Origin of the sequence: Erysipelothrix sp. P66 (genome assembly GCF_038682365.1) — a bacterium.
In the GTDB taxonomy this organism is placed as follows: Bacteria; Bacillota_I; Bacilli_A; order Erysipelotrichales; family Erysipelotrichaceae; genus Erysipelothrix; species Erysipelothrix piscisicarius.
The window spans coordinates 1,745,157-1,765,033 of sequence record NZ_CP152290.1 but is presented as its reverse complement, the minus strand read 5'-3'; the positions used below and the strand labels follow the sequence as shown (position 1 = coordinate 1,765,033).

The 19,877-nt window shown below is 36.3% G+C and carries 15 protein-coding genes and 1 pseudogene; 12 read left to right on the top strand and 4 right to left on the bottom strand.

Going from position 1 to position 19,877, the window contains the following annotated elements:
- Positions 1–6: 6 nt before the first annotated feature.
- Positions 7–363 carry a helix-turn-helix transcriptional regulator gene (locus tag AAG186_RS08715; RefSeq protein ID WP_161636876.1) on the bottom strand — a complete coding sequence of 119 codons (357 nt, stop codon included), beginning with the start codon at positions 361–363 and terminating at the stop codon, positions 7–9.
- A 263-nt stretch (positions 364–626) separates the two neighbouring features.
- On the opposite strand from AAG186_RS08715, the gene AAG186_RS08710 reads away from it, so the two are divergent.
- The 5 genes and pseudogenes from AAG186_RS08710 to AAG186_RS08690 all read left to right on the top strand — a co-directional run bounded on the left by AAG186_RS08710 (position 627) and on the right by AAG186_RS08690 (position 7,681).
- Entirely contained in the window at positions 627–3,560 is a 2,934-nt protein-coding gene (locus AAG186_RS08710) for a Cna B-type domain-containing protein (protein WP_342621667.1), read from the top strand.
- 20 nt (positions 3,561–3,580) lie between these two features.
- Positions 3,581–3,655: pseudogene (locus AAG186_RS08705) on the top strand (hypothetical protein); the annotation flags it as partial.
- Positions 3,656–3,745: 90 nt separating this feature from the next.
- Positions 3,746–5,008, top strand: a complete 1,263-nt coding sequence (locus tag AAG186_RS08700; protein WP_342621666.1) for a Cna B-type domain-containing protein — start codon at positions 3,746–3,748, stop codon at positions 5,006–5,008.
- Positions 5,009–5,115: 107 nt separating this feature from the next.
- The gene (metG, locus tag AAG186_RS08695) at positions 5,116–7,047 is read left to right on the top strand and encodes a methionine--tRNA ligase (RefSeq protein WP_342621665.1); all 1,932 of its coding nucleotides are present in this window, start codon (positions 5,116–5,118) and stop codon (positions 7,045–7,047) included.
- A 31-nt stretch (positions 7,048–7,078) separates the two neighbouring features.
- Positions 7,079–7,681, top strand: a complete 603-nt coding sequence (locus AAG186_RS08690) for a histidine phosphatase family protein (protein WP_161636873.1) — start codon at positions 7,079–7,081, stop codon at positions 7,679–7,681.
- A gap of 41 nt (positions 7,682–7,722) precedes the next feature.
- On the opposite strand, the gene AAG186_RS08685 is transcribed toward AAG186_RS08690, so the two are convergent.
- From AAG186_RS08685 to AAG186_RS08675, 3 genes are read right to left on the bottom strand one after another with little or no spacing between them, the layout of a single operon-like run.
- Positions 7,723–9,717, bottom strand: coding sequence for an ABC transporter permease (locus AAG186_RS08685; RefSeq protein ID WP_342621664.1), 1,995 nt, complete (start codon positions 9,715–9,717; stop codon positions 7,723–7,725).
- Positions 9,701–10,591: an ABC transporter ATP-binding protein gene (locus AAG186_RS08680; protein WP_161636871.1), complete on the bottom strand. Its 891-nt coding sequence runs from the start codon at positions 10,589–10,591 to the stop codon at positions 9,701–9,703. Before AAG186_RS08680 ends, AAG186_RS08685 begins: the two co-directional genes overlap by 17 nt.
- The gene (locus AAG186_RS08675; RefSeq protein WP_125163903.1) at positions 10,575–10,946 is read right to left on the bottom strand and encodes a GntR family transcriptional regulator; all 372 of its coding nucleotides are present in this window, start codon (positions 10,944–10,946) and stop codon (positions 10,575–10,577) included. Before AAG186_RS08675 ends, AAG186_RS08680 begins: the two co-directional genes overlap by 17 nt.
- Before the next feature lie 142 nt (positions 10,947–11,088).
- Here AAG186_RS08675 and mnmG point away from each other — a divergent pair, with 142 nt between their 5' ends.
- The 7 genes from mnmG (at position 11,089) to AAG186_RS08640 (ending at position 19,828) form a co-directional block, all read left to right on the top strand.
- Positions 11,089–12,939: a tRNA uridine-5-carboxymethylaminomethyl(34) synthesis enzyme MnmG gene (gene mnmG, locus AAG186_RS08670; RefSeq protein ID WP_342621663.1), complete on the top strand. Its 1,851-nt coding sequence runs from the start codon at positions 11,089–11,091 to the stop codon at positions 12,937–12,939.
- A gap of 10 nt (positions 12,940–12,949) precedes the next feature.
- A complete protein-coding gene (locus AAG186_RS08665) occupies positions 12,950–13,927 on the top strand; it encodes a Gfo/Idh/MocA family oxidoreductase (protein WP_331836568.1) in 978 nt (325 codons plus the stop codon).
- Between the two features lie 158 nt (positions 13,928–14,085).
- Positions 14,086–16,506 carry a hypothetical protein gene (locus tag AAG186_RS08660; RefSeq protein ID WP_342621662.1) on the top strand — a complete coding sequence of 807 codons (2,421 nt, stop codon included), beginning with the start codon at positions 14,086–14,088 and terminating at the stop codon, positions 16,504–16,506.
- Positions 16,507–16,683: 177 nt separating this feature from the next.
- Positions 16,684–17,400, top strand: a complete 717-nt coding sequence (gene rsmG, locus AAG186_RS08655) for a 16S rRNA (guanine(527)-N(7))-methyltransferase RsmG (RefSeq protein WP_331836571.1) — start codon at positions 16,684–16,686, stop codon at positions 17,398–17,400.
- Complete coding sequence (gene noc / locus AAG186_RS08650) at positions 17,393–18,148, top strand: nucleoid occlusion protein (RefSeq protein WP_125163908.1); 756 nt, start codon at positions 17,393–17,395, stop codon at positions 18,146–18,148. Before rsmG ends, noc begins: the two co-directional genes overlap by 8 nt.
- Before the next feature lie 29 nt (positions 18,149–18,177).
- On the top strand, positions 18,178–18,975 hold the full coding sequence (locus AAG186_RS08645) for an AAA family ATPase (RefSeq protein WP_003774236.1): 798 nt from the start codon (positions 18,178–18,180) through the stop codon (positions 18,973–18,975).
- Positions 18,959–19,828 (top strand): ParB/RepB/Spo0J family partition protein, encoded by an 870-nt coding sequence (locus AAG186_RS08640; RefSeq protein WP_161636866.1) that lies wholly within the window; start codon positions 18,959–18,961, stop codon positions 19,826–19,828. The genes AAG186_RS08645 and AAG186_RS08640 overlap by 17 nt, the downstream gene beginning before the upstream one ends.
- The last annotated feature ends 49 nt before the right edge of the window (positions 19,829–19,877 follow it).

Here is a 19,877-nt window from a genome sequence, read left to right as displayed (position 1 = left end):
GGCTTTCTATTTGTAACCCAGTGCTACTTTACCTACTGCTTCATTTACTTTTTCATAACTATATAAATCTAATTGAGAAAAACATTCAACAAGTTGATCAACTGTAACAGATTGAAGATGTTCAACGATTGCTGTTGCGGTTAAAGCTTCAAGTTCTTCTTCTAAACCTAATAAGTACGTTGGAGTTGTTTCTAAAGCCTCGGCGATATCATAAATTTTTGACTGGGGAAGATCGATCACACCTGCTTCAATTTTGGCAATTGTAGAACGTGATGTATACCCTACAGCAACAGCAAGTTCCTGTTGAGAAATACGTAGTTCTTTTCGACGTGCCTTCAGTCTTTGACCTAATATATTCGACATAATTACTCCTTCACCTCAATGAATATAGCATTTATATCTCTAATTTGCAATATCTATTCAGAGAGTGTGAAATTTCCATATAAAATCTGTCCTTTCTTGAATTAATATGGTGAATAATACGCCCTTTTGGATAAATTATTACCAAGATGGTAAAAAAAGTGGACATTTTATGACAAAAATAATTGACTAAATATGTGAAAACAAATATTATCAACGTTGTGATTAAAAATCACTTTTAAATGATACTTGTAAGGAGGAAAAAAATGAGAACGAGAATCATTAAAAGCGGATTAACAACCGTGTTAATCACAATGGTATTATTATCAGTAAGTACATCTTTTGTATCTGCGGAAGGACATCCTTCTACAAGTGTTAAAACAATAACAAATTCAGTACAAATAGATGATATGCAAGAAGGTTCGGTTCGCGTATTTAAAACAGCGAAACCAATTCCCAACACGATTAATCGTTGGGAAATATCGATTGATGTATATGGACGCGTAAAGCGGGAACCATCAGACATCGTTTTGGTACTTGATACATCCGGAAGTATGGATCCACAAAAAAATCCACAAGGAATTGATCGGATATCAAAGGCTAAACGTGAAGCGATTCGTTTTGTGAATGAAATTTTTGAAAGAGATGACACCGCTCGAATTGCCCTTGTATCCTATGGAACACGGGTAAAAACAAATTCATTTCATACCAAAAATGATGCAACGCATTTAATTGATGAAATTAATAATCTTAAAGCCGAAGGAGGGACCTTTACGCAAGGGGCACTTCATGAAGCGAAAACATTATTAAATCAGAGTACGGCGCCAAATAAAACAATAATCTTGTTATCAGATGGGCAACCCACTTATCGATATCCACTCAAGGCAAAAGTAAATCAAGAATTACTTGGTTTTGAGGGAAATGTTATGGTTCAAAAACGCTATAATGGACAACAACGTCCTTTTGATACGGGAATTCCAAGTTCGGGGAACTATGCGATTCCCGGATATCGATTTAAATCATTACCGAATACCGATCATTTTGATTATAGCGCTCCGGTTTACGGAACGGGTAATGAGTATTATTTGGATCAACTTGGCGATGTACTATCACATGGAAATAAGAATTATTTTGTCTATATGTCTTCAGCAGACGCATCCATTGTCGAATCCAATCAAATTCATCAAGAACAAATCCATTTATACTCAATTGGATTTGATACCGATGATAAGGGAACCGAAATATTGAAGCGTATCAGTAAAGGAAATTATTATGATGCTACATCAAGCCGTGATAATCTGGATGATATCTTTAAGGAAATTTCAAACAATATTTTTTCTGCGGCGAAGGATATTCATATTGATGACCCAATGAGCGATGCTTTTGATGTTGATATGTCACGTTTGGATGATGCACTCTTACCAATGTATGATTCAAACCAAAAACGTTTTAATGTTCGAAGTCTAGGACTGTATGATTACGATAGTGATATCCAACACTTTGGCTATCACTATGAAGTCAAAACAAATCCATTGGCAAATATAAATGAGCACAACTTCTTTGAACTAAACAAAACAACAACCATTACGTATACAGACATCAATAATCAAACCGTTAAAAAAGAGATTACAGTTCCACAGGCTAAACCAACACCCGTTCGCCTTAAAACAGAAGTCTATAAAGCGGATAAATCACGGGATTTAAAAACAGATTATCAAGCGAATGTCGTCTTTAAATCGGATCATGATGAACAGAAACTTCATCATGTTAGTGCAATGAATGAAAGCACGACGTCATGGTCCTTTACAGATTATGGAGCGTATGATGTTCGGATTGAGGCACTCAATGTGAAAGACGAAGCACATAATCTTAAGGATTATGATGTTGTCTACGAATATTATGAGTATGTAAATGGTGAGCGTAAACCTGTATCGCGTTTAAACATTCAGAATCAACCGGAATCGTATGAGGTTGTGGTTAAACTTTATCAGAAACAATTAGGAACTATCACAATTGATAAGACCGTTAAACAGGGCTCAAAAACAATATATCCTGATGATATTTTTATTTTTGAAGTCTTTAATCAAGACTACAAAATTGATGAAATTCGGTTAAAAGCGGGCGAGCATAAAACACTCACCGATTTACCGCTAGGCTCCTATCGTGTTGAAGAAAAAACACTAGAAGGATATAGTCCAAGAACCCCACAACAATCCTTTGAAATAACGTATCAAGGTCGTGATCATACCCTTCATTTCACAAACGATGTTGAGAATAAAACATCTTATGAGGTCGAAAAGATTTGGGTTGGTGGGACGTCTCGACATACGGATGTTCTGATTGATTTAAAACAAAATGGAACACCCCTTAACATACCAAAAGTCCTTGAGAAAGGGAATACAAAGATTGAGTTTACAGATCTCCCACGATTTGATGAGGCAGGTAATGAATATGTGTATGAGCCCTATGAACCGAATGTTCCAGATCATTTTGAATCATCCGTAGAGGGAAATAAGATTACAAATACTTACATAACTCCAAAACGAAGTTATACGGCATCAAAAATTTGGGACGGCGGTCCTATCGTTAAACCGACCATCACACTCCAACTTTACCAAAATGATCAACCTTATGATCGTATTGATTTAGAATCAGGAGAAACATCGTATACATGGAATGATCTACCTGAGACAGACGACTCAGGCAATACGTTTAAATACCATATCGATGAAATCAATGTTCCGGAGAATTATAAAATGAACCTTGATGGATCTACCATTACCAATACCTATGTAAGTCCTACGCGAGATATCATCGTTACAAAAGAATGGATTGGTGGACCGGATATTAAACCAACTATCGAAGTAGCACTGCTTGCGGATGGTCATGAAGTAGCGCGACAAAAAATTGAAACAGGGACGACCAGCATTACATTTAAAGAACAGCCTATTAATGATCGTAATGGATTACCGATAACATACAGAGCAATTGAAACGCAAGGGGCACACGATTACGTAAACATTCCATCCGAGGACCCGCTTGTTATTAAAAATGAATACCGCCAACCGCGTATTACCGATCCCATCATTGCAACTAAAATATGGGATGGCGGTCCTCTCGAGAAACCAGAGATTGAAATGATTCTTTATCGTCAAAGTGTGACAAATCCTGAACGTGTAGATTCAAAACGCTTAGCTTAACAAATGGACAAACAAAAGCCATATTTACTGATTTAGAAAAAACAGATAAAAATGGAAATCTTTATACATACTGGGTTGAAGAAGGCGATCAAGAGGGTCTGCTTCAAGAACACCACTATACCGCTGAGCGCATCGATGCCTTCACGATCGTGAATCACTATCATTCCCCTAAAACAACATTCACCATGACAAAAATATGGGATGGTGGTCCAGAAATTAAACCTGAAATTGAAGTTCAGCTTCTAAAAAACGGTGAAACTGTAGGCAATCCAATCATTCTTCATCACGGCGAGACAACCTATACGTGGACCGATCTTGATGAATTTGACAAAGACGGAAATATAATTAACTATCGTGTTCGTGAAATCAACGAACCTGAAGGATATATCCAAGCACTTGATGAAACAGGCGCCATCATAACAAATCACTTTCAACCTGAAGTTCGAACCATTAACGCTTACTTATATTGGGAACATGGACCGGATGAAAAGCCAACGGTTATTTTTGATCTCTATCAAGTTGTCGATGGTGTAGAAACACGTATTGATGAATCTAAAACCTTGGTAACTGGCATGTCACATGTATCATGGGATGTACCTGTGCAAACACATGAAGGAAAAAACATCGAGTATTTTGTAAAGCAAAGAAACCTTCCTGAAGATTACACAATGCGGTATGGTGTCGATCGCTTAACAGTAATTAACACATATCATCCCCCTGTTCAGGAAATTACGTTAAATAAGCAATGGGTGGGGGGCGAAAAGATCCAGGCAGAAGCAACCTTTACGTTGTATCAAAACGAAAAGGTCTATGATGTGGTAAAGCTTTCATACAACGATACAAATTATAAATGGCTTGTAGACGCAAAGGATCTTAAAGGAAATGCGTTTACGTATCACCTTGAAGAAACTTCCGTACCTGATGCCTTTGTATCAGAACGTATTGATGCATGGACCTTCCGTAATACCTACACATCACCTAAACGTGATGTAACCGTGACAAAGCATTGGATCAATGCGCCTGAAACGGTACCAACGATTCATCTTCAACTCTTAAGAAACAATGAACCAATGGGTGACCCAATTACTTTAGAGAGTGGTCAAAGCACCTATACATGGAAACATTTAGATGAGACCGATGAACAAGGCAATGCATATGACTATCGTGTTTATGAAATTGATCCCCCTAAAGGTTACCAAGTTTCCTATAGTGAAGATGGACTGGAAATATTTAATAAATGTCAAGAAGATGTGTCTAACATTCGGAACGAAAATCCCTCAAAGAATACACCGAATAAAGAACCAATCCTACCAGATGAAAAACCGAATCATCATACTGTGAATCATGAGGTTCTCCCCAAAACAGGCGTTGGAAATCAAGTTCGATTGATTCCGGGAACGGTACTGTTTGGTTTGGGTGTTATTTTATTATTGAAAAAGAAACATTAGTTTTATATTTAAAAACCTCGTATTGTGAAAAGTACGAGGTTTTGTCTTATTGTAGAGCTTACATAAATAGGCTATAATTAAGGGGAAATTCTAGCGGAGGAAATCAAATGAAAAACAATAAAAATTACTATATAACAACCGCTATTGCTTATACATCAGCAAAACCTCATATTGGTAACATTTATGAGATTGTGCTAGCAGATAGTATTGCACGATTTAAACGTGCTCAAGGTTATAATGTTCGTTTCCAAACAGGAACGGATGAACACGGTCAAAAAATAGAAGATAATGCGAAAGCACATAACATGTTACCGAAAGCATATGTCGATAATATTTCGAGTGTGATTCGCGGTTTATTTGATCTGATGAATGTTCAATATGATTATTTTATTCGAACAACAGACGACTATCATAAAACACAAGTTCAAAAGGTTTTTAAGAAACTCTTTGATCAAGGGGATTTATATAAAGGAAATTATGAAGGATGGTACTGTAAGTCATGCGAATCCTTTTATTCAGATTCACAGGTAGAAGATGAAACATGTCCAGAGTGTGGTGCGAAGGTTGTACGCCAACAAGAATCTTGCTACTTCTTTAAAATGAGTAACTATCAAGATCGCCTTGTACAATACATCAAGGATAATCCATCATTTATTCAACCTGAATCACGAAAAAATGAAATGCTTCAAAACTTCCTTAAAGAAGATCTCTATGATCTTGCGGTTTCACGAACAAGTTTCAAATGGGGAATTCCTGTAGATTTTGATCCTGAACATGTTGTGTATGTTTGGATTGATGCACTGATTAACTATATCACGGGTTTAGGATATGATGTTGATGGGAATAATGGGCCACTTTTTGATGAGTTCTGGCCAGCTGACGTGCATTTAATTGGTAAGGATATTTTACGTTTCCATACAATTTATTGGCCAATTCTATTAATGGCCCTTGATATTGAGTTACCAAAACAAATTTTCGGACACCCATGGTTACTTACTGGCGACAGCAAGATGAGTAAATCAAAAGGGAATGCACTTTATGTTGATGATCTAACATCCGTCTTAGGTGTTGATCCAGTTCGATACATTATGCTTCATGAAATGCCTTTTGAACGTGATGGTCACCTCACATATGAATTGATGATTGAACGTATTAATACAGACCTTGCGAATATTATTGGGAATCTGGTTAACCGTACCATTTCAATGACCAATAAATACTTTGACGGCGTATTGACTGTTAATCATGTGCATGAAGCAATCGATGATGAATTGATTGATGCATGTAAAAATCTTATTCCAAATGTTGAAGCGAAGATGGATACGCTTCATGTAGCGGATGCAATTTCTGAGATTGTTTCCTTATTTAGAAAAGGGAATAAGTATATTGATGATACACAACCTTGGGTTCTTGCGAAAGATGAAACGAAACAAGATCGCCTTCAAACAGTACTTTATAATCTAACGGAATTGATTCGTATTGGTGGTATCGCCCTTGAATCATTTATCCCAGATACATCCCAACGCATTCTTGCACAATTACAAACAGAACATACAACGTTTGAAAGTGCGAAGGTGTTTGGACTCTTTGAACTTAATAAACCTGTTGTTTCAAAAACAGACATCATCTTTAATCGTTTAGATGTGAAAGAAACACTTGAGTTATTAGAAAAGGAGGTAGAACCTGTGGTAGAAACAAACGTTGTTGAAGAAGAAACAAAAGAAATAACATTTGATCAATTTCAAGATGTAGAACTTCGTACGGGGACAATCGTAAAAGTCGAAAAACATCCTAAAGCAGATAAACTCTATGTCTTACAAGTTGATTTAGGAAGCAAAGAAGTAACTGTAGTAAGCAGCCTTGTAGATTTCTTTACGGAAGAAGAACTCCTCAATCATAAAGTTGTTCTCGTTGCAAACCTCAAACCCGTTAAACTACGCGGTATAATGTCAAATGGTATGATTCTTACAGCTGAAGAAGGCGACAAAGTAAGACTTGTAACCGGTGGTGATGTCGCAAACGGAACGCTATTGCGTTAAGATAGGTATTGTATAGAAAAGAGGGTGCTTTATGAAAATTGTATTAGTAAGACATGGTTATACGACTTCTAATGAAGAAGGAACGTATTCAGGTTGGTCTGATGTTCACTTATCGAAACAAGGAATTGAAGACCTAAAACAATATAAATTGGAGTACGCGTATCCACAAACAGAGCGTTATTATACATCTGATTTAACACGTACGATTGATACGTTTGAAATTCTTTACGGTAAAGAGACACCAATCTATGAATCAAGTAAAGAATTACGCGAGATCTATTTTGGTGATTATGAAGATGTACATGGGGATGACGTATCCGAAAATTATTTTGATGGATTCCTTATTAATAAACGTATTGCTCATGGAGAGACGTTAACTGAATTTAGCTACCGAATCATCTCTAAGTTGGAATGCATTCTAAAAGATATGAAAGCAAACAGTGTGGAATCTTCAACAATTGTTTGTCATTCAGGTGTTATTAAAACACTGTTAATTTTCTTAGAAAACAGACCATTCCTAGACTTTAGAGCAATTCATGCACCCAATGGACTGGGATACATACTTGATGTTGATTTCGATGATTCGTTAAATCGCATTATCTTAAAGAGTGTAGAAGCATTACCAAAAAAATAAGAAAGACACGTATCGATACGTGTCTTTTTTTATGTAGAACTCTATGAATCTTTTTTAACAGAGAGGTAGTATTCAAAATAAATATTAAGATCTGTAACTTCAACATTAACTCGATAAATATCATGAGGTCGATCCGAAATTACAAATGAAGATACTTTGTCTTTAAGTAACTCTAATTCGCTTGAAGAAACAAAATCCGAATCATGATTACTTACATTGTCACTGACATAGATTGATGAAGATGCACTGATTCCTTTCGCGAATACAGAATCCTCATTCTCCGCACGATAAATCATCCCTTCAGTATTGATGTTATCGATTGGTTTTAAGTTGTTTTTGATGTACTCTGTTGTTTTAGGATGACGATTATCGATGTTTAACAGGTAATCGTTCATATAGTCACGATCTTTTAGTTTATAGGCAAGGACAAAGTTTAATGTATCGCCATTGGGTTGTAGTTCAGCATTTTGAAGGTCATCTTTATATGTTTCGATGAGTTCGCTTCGTGAACCTGTAAATCGATATCCCTTGGTTAGGGTATTATTGAAGATATAAATTTGATTGATTTGCTTTTCTTCATTGAAGAGGATGTTTGTATCTTTTAAAGTATCAGGATTTACAACTGCAGGATAGAGTGGTTTTAATAACTCATCCTTTACATTAAAACGGCGCTTAATTTTACTTCCGCTTTTGAGTTTGTACTCGATGTATATGGGCGTATATTCTGAAGTATACTCAAGATTTGAACTTACTAAGCCTTCATTTTCTTTCAATTGGCTAACGATTGAGTAATGGAATGTATTTGTAAGTTGGAGTAATTCGGGTTGTTCACGGGTAATATGAAGATTTTTTTGAAAAAGATAGTTTCCAGCATTTATGAGGAAGTCTTCATCTTCGATTCCCGAAAATTCCCCTTGAGAAGTTATCGTAACCGACTCAATTTTATCAATCTTCGGAATATAATATGTATAACCCAGCCCGTTGGTTACATATAAGATTGTACAGAATATCATTAATACCACCGCAAAGATTGTATAGTTCTTCAGGATTTCTGTCATGTTTTTTAGAGAACGATTTTTGATAATGTTTAAAAGCGTAAAAAGTAATAAAGCGATTAAAATGGGCATCACAACCGAACCTACAGTAAGGGTTCGCGTTCCCATGGCAAAGATTGGAAGTAAAAATATCAAAACAATGCCTGTGAAGAGATAGATGATTAAAGGGAAAAACCAATTATTAATAAATGGCGTCTCACTTTTTTCAGATTTACGTGCATCATGAATCACAAGCGACACAGACAGCAGTATAAGCCCAAGAATTAACCAATATGATGCGTAAAGACCCATATCATAAGGTGAATTCGTAGTTCTTAGTCCAAATAGTACGGAAATCGGCGGTGATAGAAAGGCCAATGAATCCATGCGCATCGAGGTATATCCAATTACAAAAGTGGATGCAAACAATTCTAAAGCACCAAAAGCTAAAAATGGCGCAATAAAGATAATCACGGTATAGATTAATGCATCTGAGAGTGTACCCGTGTTCATCAAAACAAACATAACCGGTGTTGTGGTTGCAAAGAAAATTGCGAGTAATTGGAAGTAAGTCTCAATATGATACCATTTTAAAGAAATATTAAATAAGAGATTATTAAGGGCATAGCCTGAAAAATAGGCGATGGTGAACGGTATAAAGATAATAAGAAGGGATGCAACATAGTTTGTAAGAAATAAATCACTCCGTTTTATCGGTAGTGAGTGAAATACATCGACAGATTTCTTACTACTCAAGTAATTGAAGAGAATCATTGGGGTAACGATGGATAAAAATATTGTGATGATGATTGGTACATACACAGAAGCATTTGAGTAATTCTCAAAATTCTGCTGATCTCGAGTTTGGATCCAACGGATTAAAGTGGGTATTGGAAACGAAGTCATTAGAAGTATTGTATAGAATAACAGTAAACCTTTATATTTTTTAAAGTTAAACTTTAAATAATCAAAATTGATTCGTGAATTAATCAATGTTTTCATGATTCTTGTTCTCCATTTCATAAATAAATATCTCTTCAAGGGTCACGTCATTATGTTCGACGAGTAAGGGATTCATTGAATTGAGTTCTTTTTCAATTGTTTCACGGTTTCCCTTGATAATAATTGAGAAAATACGTGCTGAACCTGTTATATTTAAAGGATTCATAAAATCAAAGTCCGAACGTTTCATTTCAGATTCAAAAGCTATTTGATAGCGATGATAAATTGATCCAAAATCATTGGTTGATTGATTCATCATGATATTGTTTTCATCGATAATCGCAACTGTATCGCAAATATCTTCAAGTTCTCTTAAGTTATGGGATGAAATAATAACGGTAGCGTTATGATCGATGATCATTTCCCCAAGAAACTGCTTAATTCGAAACCGCATGATCGGATCAAGACCATCGAAAGCTTCATCAAGAAGTAATATTTTTGGTTTTGATGCCAAAGCAAGTAAAAGGGAAACTTGTCGTTTCATTCCTTTTGATAGTGCATTGATTTTTCGATTTTCATCCAAACCAAACAACTCAAGAAGATCTTGGTAGTAATGGTCATCAAACGATTTATAGAATACTTTGTAAAACTGTTGCATGTCTTTAATCGTAGATTGACTAAAGAAGAAAGGATCATCCCCAACAAAGAATACGTCTTTTTTGGTTTCAGGGTTATCGTAGACGCGTTGATCATTAATTAAAACAACACCAGCATCGGCATGAAGGACCCCACTGATAAGGCGTAATAGTGTCGACTTTCCGGAACCATTTTTACCAACAAGGCCAATAATTGAACCTTCTTCAAACGTAATATTAATATCTTCGAGAACAATTTTGTTATCAAATTTTTTATTTACATTAGTGAATCGTATCATTATGTGACTCCTTTAATAGATTGAATATCGTTTCTTGTGTTTCTCCGAGTTCAAGTAATTTGTGATAGATCAGGGTGAGTTCTTGATAGGCATCACTAACGAGATTACTGACACCTTTTTCATGCTCGCTTACAAAAGATCCCTTACCAGGAATTGAGTAAATAAGTCCATTCATTTCACATTCGTGATATGCCTTTGAAACGGTATTGGGATTGACACCGAGATCTTTGGCGAGGGAACGTACGGTTGGAAGTTGTTCATGTGGTTGGAGTATCCCCATTGCGATAAACTTTCCAACTTGTTGAATAATCTGCTCAAATATTGGTGTTGCGTTTCGTGTGTTAATTGTAAACATAGATACCTCCTATCTGTACCACTTACATTAATACAGTATTACATCATGACGTATGTGTCAAGTTTGAATAAATAAGTGAACTTAAATCATTATCAACTCGAATGTTGTATAATTGTGATAAAATACCAACGGAGGCTTTTATATGTATGATGTTATAGTAGTAGGAGGCGGTCATGCCGGTGTTGAAGCAGCAGTTGCTTCAGCCAGAATGGGGCAAAGAACTGCACTCTTTACGTTAAATGTAGATAAAATTGCATCAATGCCTTGCAATCCATCAATTGGTGGACCTGCAAAAGGGATTGTTGTTCGTGAAATTGAAGCACTTGGCGGTGTTATGGGGGAAATTGCGGATAAGACAGCCTTGCAGTTTCGGATATTAAATTCAAGTAAGGGACCGGGTGTTCAATGCTTGCGTGTTCAGTCGGATAAATTAGCGTATTCGCGTGCGATGCGTGATGCTGTTCTTGCGGAACCTGGAATTGAAATTGTTCAAAAAATGGTAGAAGGTGTTGTTGCTGAAAACGGCATTGTCACCGGTGTTCGTTGTAAAGGTGATGAGTTTGTAGCGGCTAAGGCTGTAATTATTACCAGTGGAACGTATATGAGTTCAAAAATTTTACTGTCCTCAACGGTTACCGTAAGTGGACCTGATGGCGATCCCACAACAAATAGCCTATCAGAATCATTACGTGCTTTAGGGTTGAAGACGTTCCGTCTTAAAACAGGAACGCCAGCACGTGTTTATACAGATAGTATTGATTTTAGTAAGACAACCATTCAGCCTGGGGATGATGAGCCGTATTACTTCTCCAATAGTACTCAGAAGGAAGATGTAATTAAGGAACAATATCCTTGTTATTTAACCTATACAAATCCTACAACTCACGATCTAATTGAGGCTAATCTTGAAAAATCAAGCATGTACTCAGGTGTTGTTGAAGGGGTCGGTGCACGTTATTGTCCATCAATCGAAGACAAAATTGTCCGCTTTGCAGATAAAAATCGTCACCAAATCTTTTTAGAGCCAGAATCCGCAGAGTTGGATACAACTTATGTTCAAGGGCTGTCTTCATCATTACCAGAAGAGGTTCAAGACGCAATGATTCGAACCGTTCCTGGATTAGAAAACTGTCGCGTTCAACGCTATGGTTATGCTATCGAATATGATGCAATTGATCCAATTCAGTTAAAACCATCACTTGAAATCATGACTGTGGAAAACTTATTTACTGCCGGGCAAATTAACGGTACTTCAGGTTATGAAGAAGCAGCCGGTCAAGGTCTGATGGCAGGGATTAATGCAGCACTTAAAAATCAAGGGAAAGAACCCCTTATTCTTAAACGCGATGAGGCTTATATTGGTGTAATGCTCGATGATCTTGTAACTAAAGGAACATTAGAGCCGTATCGTCTCTTAACCTCACGAGCAGAGTATCGTCTCTTATTGCGTCATGATAATGCATACCGACGATTATCTCACTTTGGTCATGAGATTGGATTGTTAAGTGACGAAGATTATGAGAAAATAGAGTTAGATATTCAAATTATTGATGAATTCATTGAAGCAAGTAAAACCATCAAATTACCGCATAGTCCGGAATTTGAAGCATATTTTGCTGAAAAGGATTCACCATTTCAAGCACATGATTTAACAATTTACGACGCGGTTAAAAGACCGGGTATTGAATTGTTAGAGGTATTAGAACTGTTGGACATGGAAGTCCGCAAAGACTTAGCATTCCAAATCCAAGTAGAAATCAAGTATGAAGGTTATATTAAGAAAGCCATGAAAGAAGCAGAAAAGCTTCGTTCGATGGAGAATATTAAATTACCGGAAGATATTAACTATGATTCTATTGAAAACTTATCAATTGAGGGGCGTCAAAAACTGACTGCTGTAAGACCGATTACAATGGGTCAAGCATCGCGTATTTCAGGTGTTAATCCAGCAGATATTGCAATTCTTGCTATGGTACTCAAACACAAAGGATAGGGTGGAAAACATGAATATTGGAACAATTGGTACAGGAATTATTGTTGAAGAATTTATTAAGTCATCACAAGATATATTGGGTGTGTCATTTAAAGCGGTTTATTCCCGCACGCAAGGCAGAGCGGATGCTTTAGCGAAGCGTTTTGGGATTACACAAACACACACGACACTTGAGGGCTTATTTTCAGATCCGTTGGTGGATACGATTTATATTGCTTCACCCAACAGTCTTCACTATGAACAAGCATATGCTGCGTTAAAAGCCGGGAAACATGTCATTGTAGAAAAACCTTTTGTTGAAACAGAGGAACGTGCGCAACGATTGATTCGTTATGCACAAGAGCATCATTTATTCCTCTTTGAAGCAATTTGCAATATTCATTTACCGCACTATCAATTTATCAAATCAAATTTAGAAGTTATTGGTGATATTAAGCTTGTTCAGTGTAATTTCAGTCAATATTCAAGCCGATATGATGCACTCTTAGCAGGTGAAACACCCAATGTCTTCAACCCTCATTTTTCTGGAGGTGCCTTAGCGGATATCAATATATATAATATTCATTTTGTTGTTGGGATTTTTGGAATGCCCGATGAAGTAAAATATTATGCAAATAAACATTCTAATGGTATTGATACTTCTGGTGTTCTAATTATGAAATATCCGACCATGATCGTAGAGTGTGTTGGTGCTAAGGATAGTTTTTCTCAAAACTTTGGACAAATCCAAGGGGAAAAGGGCTATATTTATATTCCTGAAAGTGTCAGCAGCATTGAGTCTGTAAGTATTGTAACGAAAGATTCAAAAGAGATGATTAACATTCAAGATCTTCCAAGGCTTGCATATCAAGTGGAAGTATTTGAGCGTGCGATTCGAACACAAGATTTTGAACTTCGAGATCTGTATTTAGAACAAACACTGAGTGTGGTTCGAATTGCAGAAAAGGCCCGTAAAACAGCTAATAATTACTTAAAGCCAATCCAGTAGGGTTGGCTTTTCTTTTATCAAATCTCAACCGCACCACTTTTACTTTTATGATTTCTTATTGAGTAGACAACACTTTGTTGTAAATCGAAAGACCTCTTTACAATCCAAGGATGTATATGTAAAAATTTAAAACGCTATTAAATGTGGAGGGGGATTTAATGATACGAAAAATTGGTATATTTGTAATGTTTATTTTACTTTTTGGTATTTTTCGAACAGAACATGTTTCTGCGGAAGTAGGTTTTGATTTTCAAAATCTAAATCAAGGAACTGATGTAATGCTACGCGGTCTTTGTCATCGTGCTAATACCTGTGTATCAGGTTCTAAAACTTACACAATTAATTGGTTCGGGATGGAGAGCGGTGATCAGCCCATCTCCTTAACAATGCAAGAGGAGTTTAATGATGATACCTCCATTGAAATTGGTAAGATTACAAATCTTACAAAAGATATAAAGTCAATTACGATTGATAATCTAGTCGTTCAAGATGCATTCAACTTTAATGCTGATGGAGGCAATCTTTATCATAAAGTTTATGACTTTAAAATTGATAAAGAAACGCCAGATGCTCTTGAATATAGAGTGATTCAGAATCAAAATATCATTAATATTGTGCGAATTAAAAATCAAACAATTAAATTCTCGGTGGTCCGGGATGGACCCATCAATGGTGTGCGATCGCTTCCTTTTGTGTTAACAAAAAATGGTGAGCAATCGAAAAGTCATCGCACTACATTTTACACACGTTCTTCAAGTCAACATTATTCGTTTATTACAACCAAGTATGACGATAAGAATCGACCTTATACATTTGATATTATTACCGATGGTGATGATAGGGTAAAAATTGAAAAAAAGGTAATCAATGAAAACGAATTTGAATTTCGTATTCGTCAAGATATTACGAAAGAAATTCCTTTAAAAGGCCATAATACAAGTGGTCTTACGGGAGAAGTCGTTTTTATTACTGATAACCAAAAAGAATTAACAGGTATTGTTAAAGACGGGAATGTGGTATTTGAGAATATTAGACATGAAGACTTGAATACATTTACTCGAATGAAACGATACAATTTGAATGATGCAAGCGTAGAACTTAATATCAGAGAAGATCGGTTAAAAGAAATTTCTGAAATTGCAGTCGAGCGATTCATTGACAAAACATTTAATGTGGAGTGGGGACCTAATATATTGGCCTATCCAGGAGCCAAGGAAACAGATACGATTGATATTCACCTCTTTGAAGGAAATCAAGCCACCGAGTTCAAAAAAACCGTCGCCTTTAATCAGTCGGAAGTAACCTTCAAGGTAAATCCTCGTAAAGAAACGACATTCTCCGTTGATGATGGGTTTGTAAGTGTCGCAAATGATTTGAAAATTTATATCGATCGGGTGATTCAGCCGCTTCAGATTGACATTCAGAAGGCATATAAGCCGAAAAGAGATGACGATTTGGATATCCAAGTAGAAATATTAAGTCCGCCTCGTGCAACAGGCAAAATTGATTTGAACGAACTGTTGGGTGTGGATGGATTTATCATTCATGAAACTCCGAAGCCTTCAATAGAACCTGATCGTGAGGTCATGCTATCGGTAGACGGTTTTGTTATTCACGATACTCTCGATGAACCTAAAAATCGTTTACGACCCGATCCGGTATTTCTTGATGGATATGGTATCGAAGACGTTCAAAATCACGAATACATCAGTGGAATGGAAGCCATTATGCAGAAGGAAAGGATGAAGCAAAAATATTTAGAAGATGTTTTAGAGCAAGATCGGAAAAATCGCATTGCTTACGAACTCAGTACGAAGGAATATGAGGCACACCTCAACCCCATAATTTTAGAGAATCATTTTGATGGATTTCCAATTGAACTACAAGAAACAGCCTTACATGAAAATCTTAATCCAATAATAGAAGTTGGAGTGTTTAATGATAATCAGCAGATTTTTAGTATGGTAGATGTTGAAGGAGAACCTATAAAAGGGGATATCCTTCCACCTTATTTAGAAGGAGAGGAAGTTCCTGAACATGCATTCGACCACACTGAAAGGGATGCGGCATCGAAGTTTTTGAGTATCATTGAAACAAAAAAACGTGTGGAATTGGAGCGGATTTTACTTCAAGATATTGAAAATCGGAAACAGCACGAACGTGAAACAAATAATATATTAGACGCATTGCTACGTAGGCAACCAGACAGTCCCAACGTGATTGAACCACTTGAATATTATGAAATAATCATGTCAAATCCAATTATCCAACAAAAAGAAGGCGTTTCAAAAATAACAACAGAACAACAATCATCAAATTTGGTGAGAGATAAAAGTATAAAAACCACACATACTCCAAAAGAAAAGACCGAAGAGAGTCATGCAATCAAAAGTCATTACAGTACCATTAAACAAAAGTTTGATGAGAAAACGATTGCCCGGGTAATAAACAAGGACACAGATGGCGTTCTTCCTAAGACCGGAAAACAAAAACACAGTAATAAATGGGGAATAATCCTGATATTAATGGGAGTTTGTGTATTATTACCGAAAAGGCATAAAAATAGAATTGTTAATTAGCACATAAAAGGCAGTATATACTGTCTTTTATGCATTTTAGACCAAATATTTGTCACGATGATTTGTTGTGGAAATCTTATAAATACGCTATAATTACAACGTAGTTTCGATTCTAATCATAAGAATCAAATATGATAAAAATGTGTTAATAAAAGATGCATTGCAATTGGAGGCTTCATGAATTTTTTAGAATTTATTAGTAAAATTGAAGCGTTGGGAATTGTTGTTTCAGAAGAGATGAAACAACAATTTTTATCGTACAAGAATCTTATTCAAGAAGTGAATAAAGTCTTAAATTTAACCGGTATCGATGATGATGAAGGCATATTTTTAAAGCATTTCTACGATTCATTACTTATTTCACCATTAATAAAAGAAAACAGTCGGATTGCTGATATAGGAAGTGGTGCAGGTTTTCCAGGAATTGTTCTTGCCATTGCCCGTCCGGATATCACGGTGACCTGTATTGAACCCACAACAAAACGAACAAATTTTTTAGAACGTGTTGTACTTGAATGTGGATTAAAAAATACAACTGTAATTAATGGTCGAGCAGAAGATGTTATCGGAGAACTTCGTGAATCATTTGATGTTGCGACGGCTCGGGCTGTTGCATATCTTGATATTCTAAGTGAGTTATGTCTGCCTTTCGTGAAGGTAGGCGGTGTATTTTTAGCGATGAAAGGATCTAAAGGAATTGAGGAGTATGAAGACTCCCTCAAAGCGATTAAAATCCTTGGTGGCGAACTTACGCAGACACATAAATTCAGTGATGATATCATGGGTGACCGCTATAATTTAGAGATTACAAAAGTGAAGTCCGCTTCGAAGAAGTATCCAAGAAGTTATGCTAAAATTAAAAAGACACCACTGTCTGGGAGGAATCATGATTGATCGTAGAGAAATAGCTATTGAAAAAATTAAACCTAACCGTAATCAGCCTCGGCTAACTTTTAATGATGAGAGTTTGTTGGAATTAGGACAATCGATTAGTGAAAATGGCCTTCTTCAACCGATTGTTGTTCGTGAAGTTGACGAGACAGATGAATATGAAATTATTGCCGGAGAACGTCGATATCGAGCAATGCGAATGTTTGGATTTACTGAAGTACCATGCATCATTAGTAATATTGATGATGATAAAAGTGCGACATTAGCGCTTATCGAGAACATCCAACGCGAAGATTTAAGTGTTTTGGAAGAAGCGAAAGCGTATCGCGATATTTTGCGAATTCAAAAAATAACTCAAAAGGAACTTGCAACAAAAGTAGGAAAATCGCAATCCGCAATCGCGAATAAAATCCGTTTGCTTGAATTGCCAGAACCCGTACTCGAAGCCCTTGGCGAACGTAAAATTACGGAGCGTCATGCGCGCGCGTTATTAAGCGTTGAAAAGGAAAAAACTGAAGAAGTTTTAGACGAAATCCTTAATAAAAAGTTGAACGTTAAAGAGACCGAAACCCTCATTAACAAACCACGAAAGAAAAAAGCTGTAACACGTGGTATTTCTCAACACATCAAGATTGGAATCAATACAATCAAACAATCGATTGGTATGATCGAAAAAACAGGAATTACGGTAAAACATGATATGGAAGAAACGAATGATGAGGTCGTCATCACGATACGCTTCCCTAAATAACTTAAGAATATAACAAAGGATGTGAGTCAATGGGGAAAATAATTGCTGTAGCGAATCAAAAAGGTGGCGTTGGTAAAACAACGACAAGTATTAATTTATCTGCTGGTTTAGCCTACTTAGGCCAAAAAGTTCTATTAGTAGACCTTGACCCCCAAGGAAATGCATCTCAAGGTGTAGGTGCAAATAGAATGGCCATCAAAGACAGTACCTATGATTTAATTCTTTCTGAAAAAGAAGTAAGTGACATTAAGATGTCTCTAAACACGCCTCCAATGGATTTAATTCCCGCAACAATTGACCTTGCGGGTGCAGATCTCGAAATGGTAGAGTTTAAGATTGGTCGCGAACGTCTTTTAAAGAATAAATTAATAAAAGCAAAGGATGACTATGATTACATCATCATCGATTGTCCGCCATCATTAGGTTTGTTAAATACGAATGCTCTAACAGCTGCAGATTCGGTTATTATACCGGTCCAATGTGAGTATTATGCACTTGAAGGATTAACGCAATTGTTATCCACAATTCGACTGGTGCAAAAGCTGTTTAATCCAGATTTAAAAATAGAAGGCGTTTTACTTACGATGTTTGATGTCCGTACTCGTTTGAGTGTTGAGGTTCAACAAGAAGTTCGTAAATATTTTAAAGAACGTGTCTATAAGAGTAATATCCCTAGAAATGTTAAGTTGTCAGAAGCTCCTTCTCGTGGAAACTCAATCTTCGAATATGATTTAAAATCGGAAGGCGCTAAAGCATACGCATCTCTAGCGAAAGAAGTCTTATCATATAATAAGAAACGGAGTGACTCGAATGGCAGAGAAAGATAGTAATCGTTTAGGTCGTGGACTGGGTGCAATTTTTGGTGATGATGTGTCTTCAGTCCTTGAGGATATTCAACAAGGTAATAATGATGAGTTTACAGGCGTTAAGACAAGCCTTAAAGTCAAAGATATTCGCACAAACCCATACCAACCACGTCGTCATTTTGACGAGGATAAATTAGAAGAATTATCACAATCAATTTCAACTCATGGTTTGTTTACCCCGATATTAGTTCGTGAAACCAATAAAGGTTACGAACTTGTCGCAGGAGAGCGTCGTTTACGTGCTACAAAACGTGCGAAAATAGAAGAAATTGCTGCAATTGTTGTCGATTTTGATGACTCACAAATGATGGAAATTGCGATTATTGAAAACGTTCAGCGTGAAGATTTAAATGTAATTGAAGAAGCGATGGGTTACAGTTCTTTAATTGATCGTTTAGGTCTAACTCAAGAAGAAGTTGCTAAACGTGTAAGTAAATCCCGCAGCCATATTACAAACTTGTTGCGTCTGCTTAGACTTCCAAAATCTGTACAAGAGATGGTGAGCGATAATAAATTAACAATGGGTCATGTACGTCCACTTGTTACAATTGAAGATCCAAAAGAAATTGAACGCATTGCGGAAGAAATTTTAAGTAAGAAGTTGTCTGTTCGTGAAGCAGAACGTCTCATTAATAAAGAAGATGTTAAACCTGTTGAACCGAAAATCCGTAATAAAGATTATGATTATGCTCAATCATTATTTGAACGACGTCTACAAACGCGCGTTAATATTGCAAATAATAAAGTAACAATATCGTTTGATGATGATGAAGATTTAAATCGTATTTTAGAATTGCTTGATATCATCGAGTAAGGACGCTGACGCGTCCTTTTTCTATCTTTCATTGTAATTTCTCATATCG

Coding starts and splice junctions, on each gene's coding strand:
- AAG186_RS08645 (WP_003774236.1), top strand. CDS start 18,178: ATGGGGAAAATAATTGCTGTAGCGAATCAAAAAGGTGGCGTTGGTAAA.
- AAG186_RS08640 (WP_161636866.1), top strand. CDS start 18,959: ATGGCAGAGAAAGATAGTAATCGTTTAGGTCGTGGACTGGGTGCAATT.
- noc (WP_125163908.1), top strand. CDS start 17,393: ATGATTGATCGTAGAGAAATAGCTATTGAAAAAATTAAACCTAACCGT.
- mnmG (WP_342621663.1), top strand. CDS start 11,089: ATGTATGATGTTATAGTAGTAGGAGGCGGTCATGCCGGTGTTGAAGCA.
- AAG186_RS08710 (WP_342621667.1), top strand. CDS start 627: ATGAGAACGAGAATCATTAAAAGCGGATTAACAACCGTGTTAATCACA.
- AAG186_RS08715 (WP_161636876.1), bottom strand. CDS start 363: ATGTCGAATATATTAGGTCAAAGACTGAAGGCACGTCGAAAAGAACTA.
- rsmG (WP_331836571.1), top strand. CDS start 16,684: ATGAATTTTTTAGAATTTATTAGTAAAATTGAAGCGTTGGGAATTGTT.
- AAG186_RS08690 (WP_161636873.1), top strand. CDS start 7,079: ATGAAAATTGTATTAGTAAGACATGGTTATACGACTTCTAATGAAGAA.
- AAG186_RS08675 (WP_125163903.1), bottom strand. CDS start 10,946: ATGTTTACAATTAACACACGAAACGCAACACCAATATTTGAGCAGATT.
- AAG186_RS08660 (WP_342621662.1), top strand. CDS start 14,086: ATGATACGAAAAATTGGTATATTTGTAATGTTTATTTTACTTTTTGGT.
- AAG186_RS08685 (WP_342621664.1), bottom strand. CDS start 9,717: ATGAAAACATTGATTAATTCACGAATCAATTTTGATTATTTAAAGTTT.
- AAG186_RS08665 (WP_331836568.1), top strand. CDS start 12,950: ATGAATATTGGAACAATTGGTACAGGAATTATTGTTGAAGAATTTATT.
- metG (WP_342621665.1), top strand. CDS start 5,116: ATGAAAAACAATAAAAATTACTATATAACAACCGCTATTGCTTATACA.
- AAG186_RS08700 (WP_342621666.1), top strand. CDS start 3,746: ATGACAAAAATATGGGATGGTGGTCCAGAAATTAAACCTGAAATTGAA.
- AAG186_RS08680 (WP_161636871.1), bottom strand. CDS start 10,591: ATGATACGATTCACTAATGTAAATAAAAAATTTGATAACAAAATTGTT.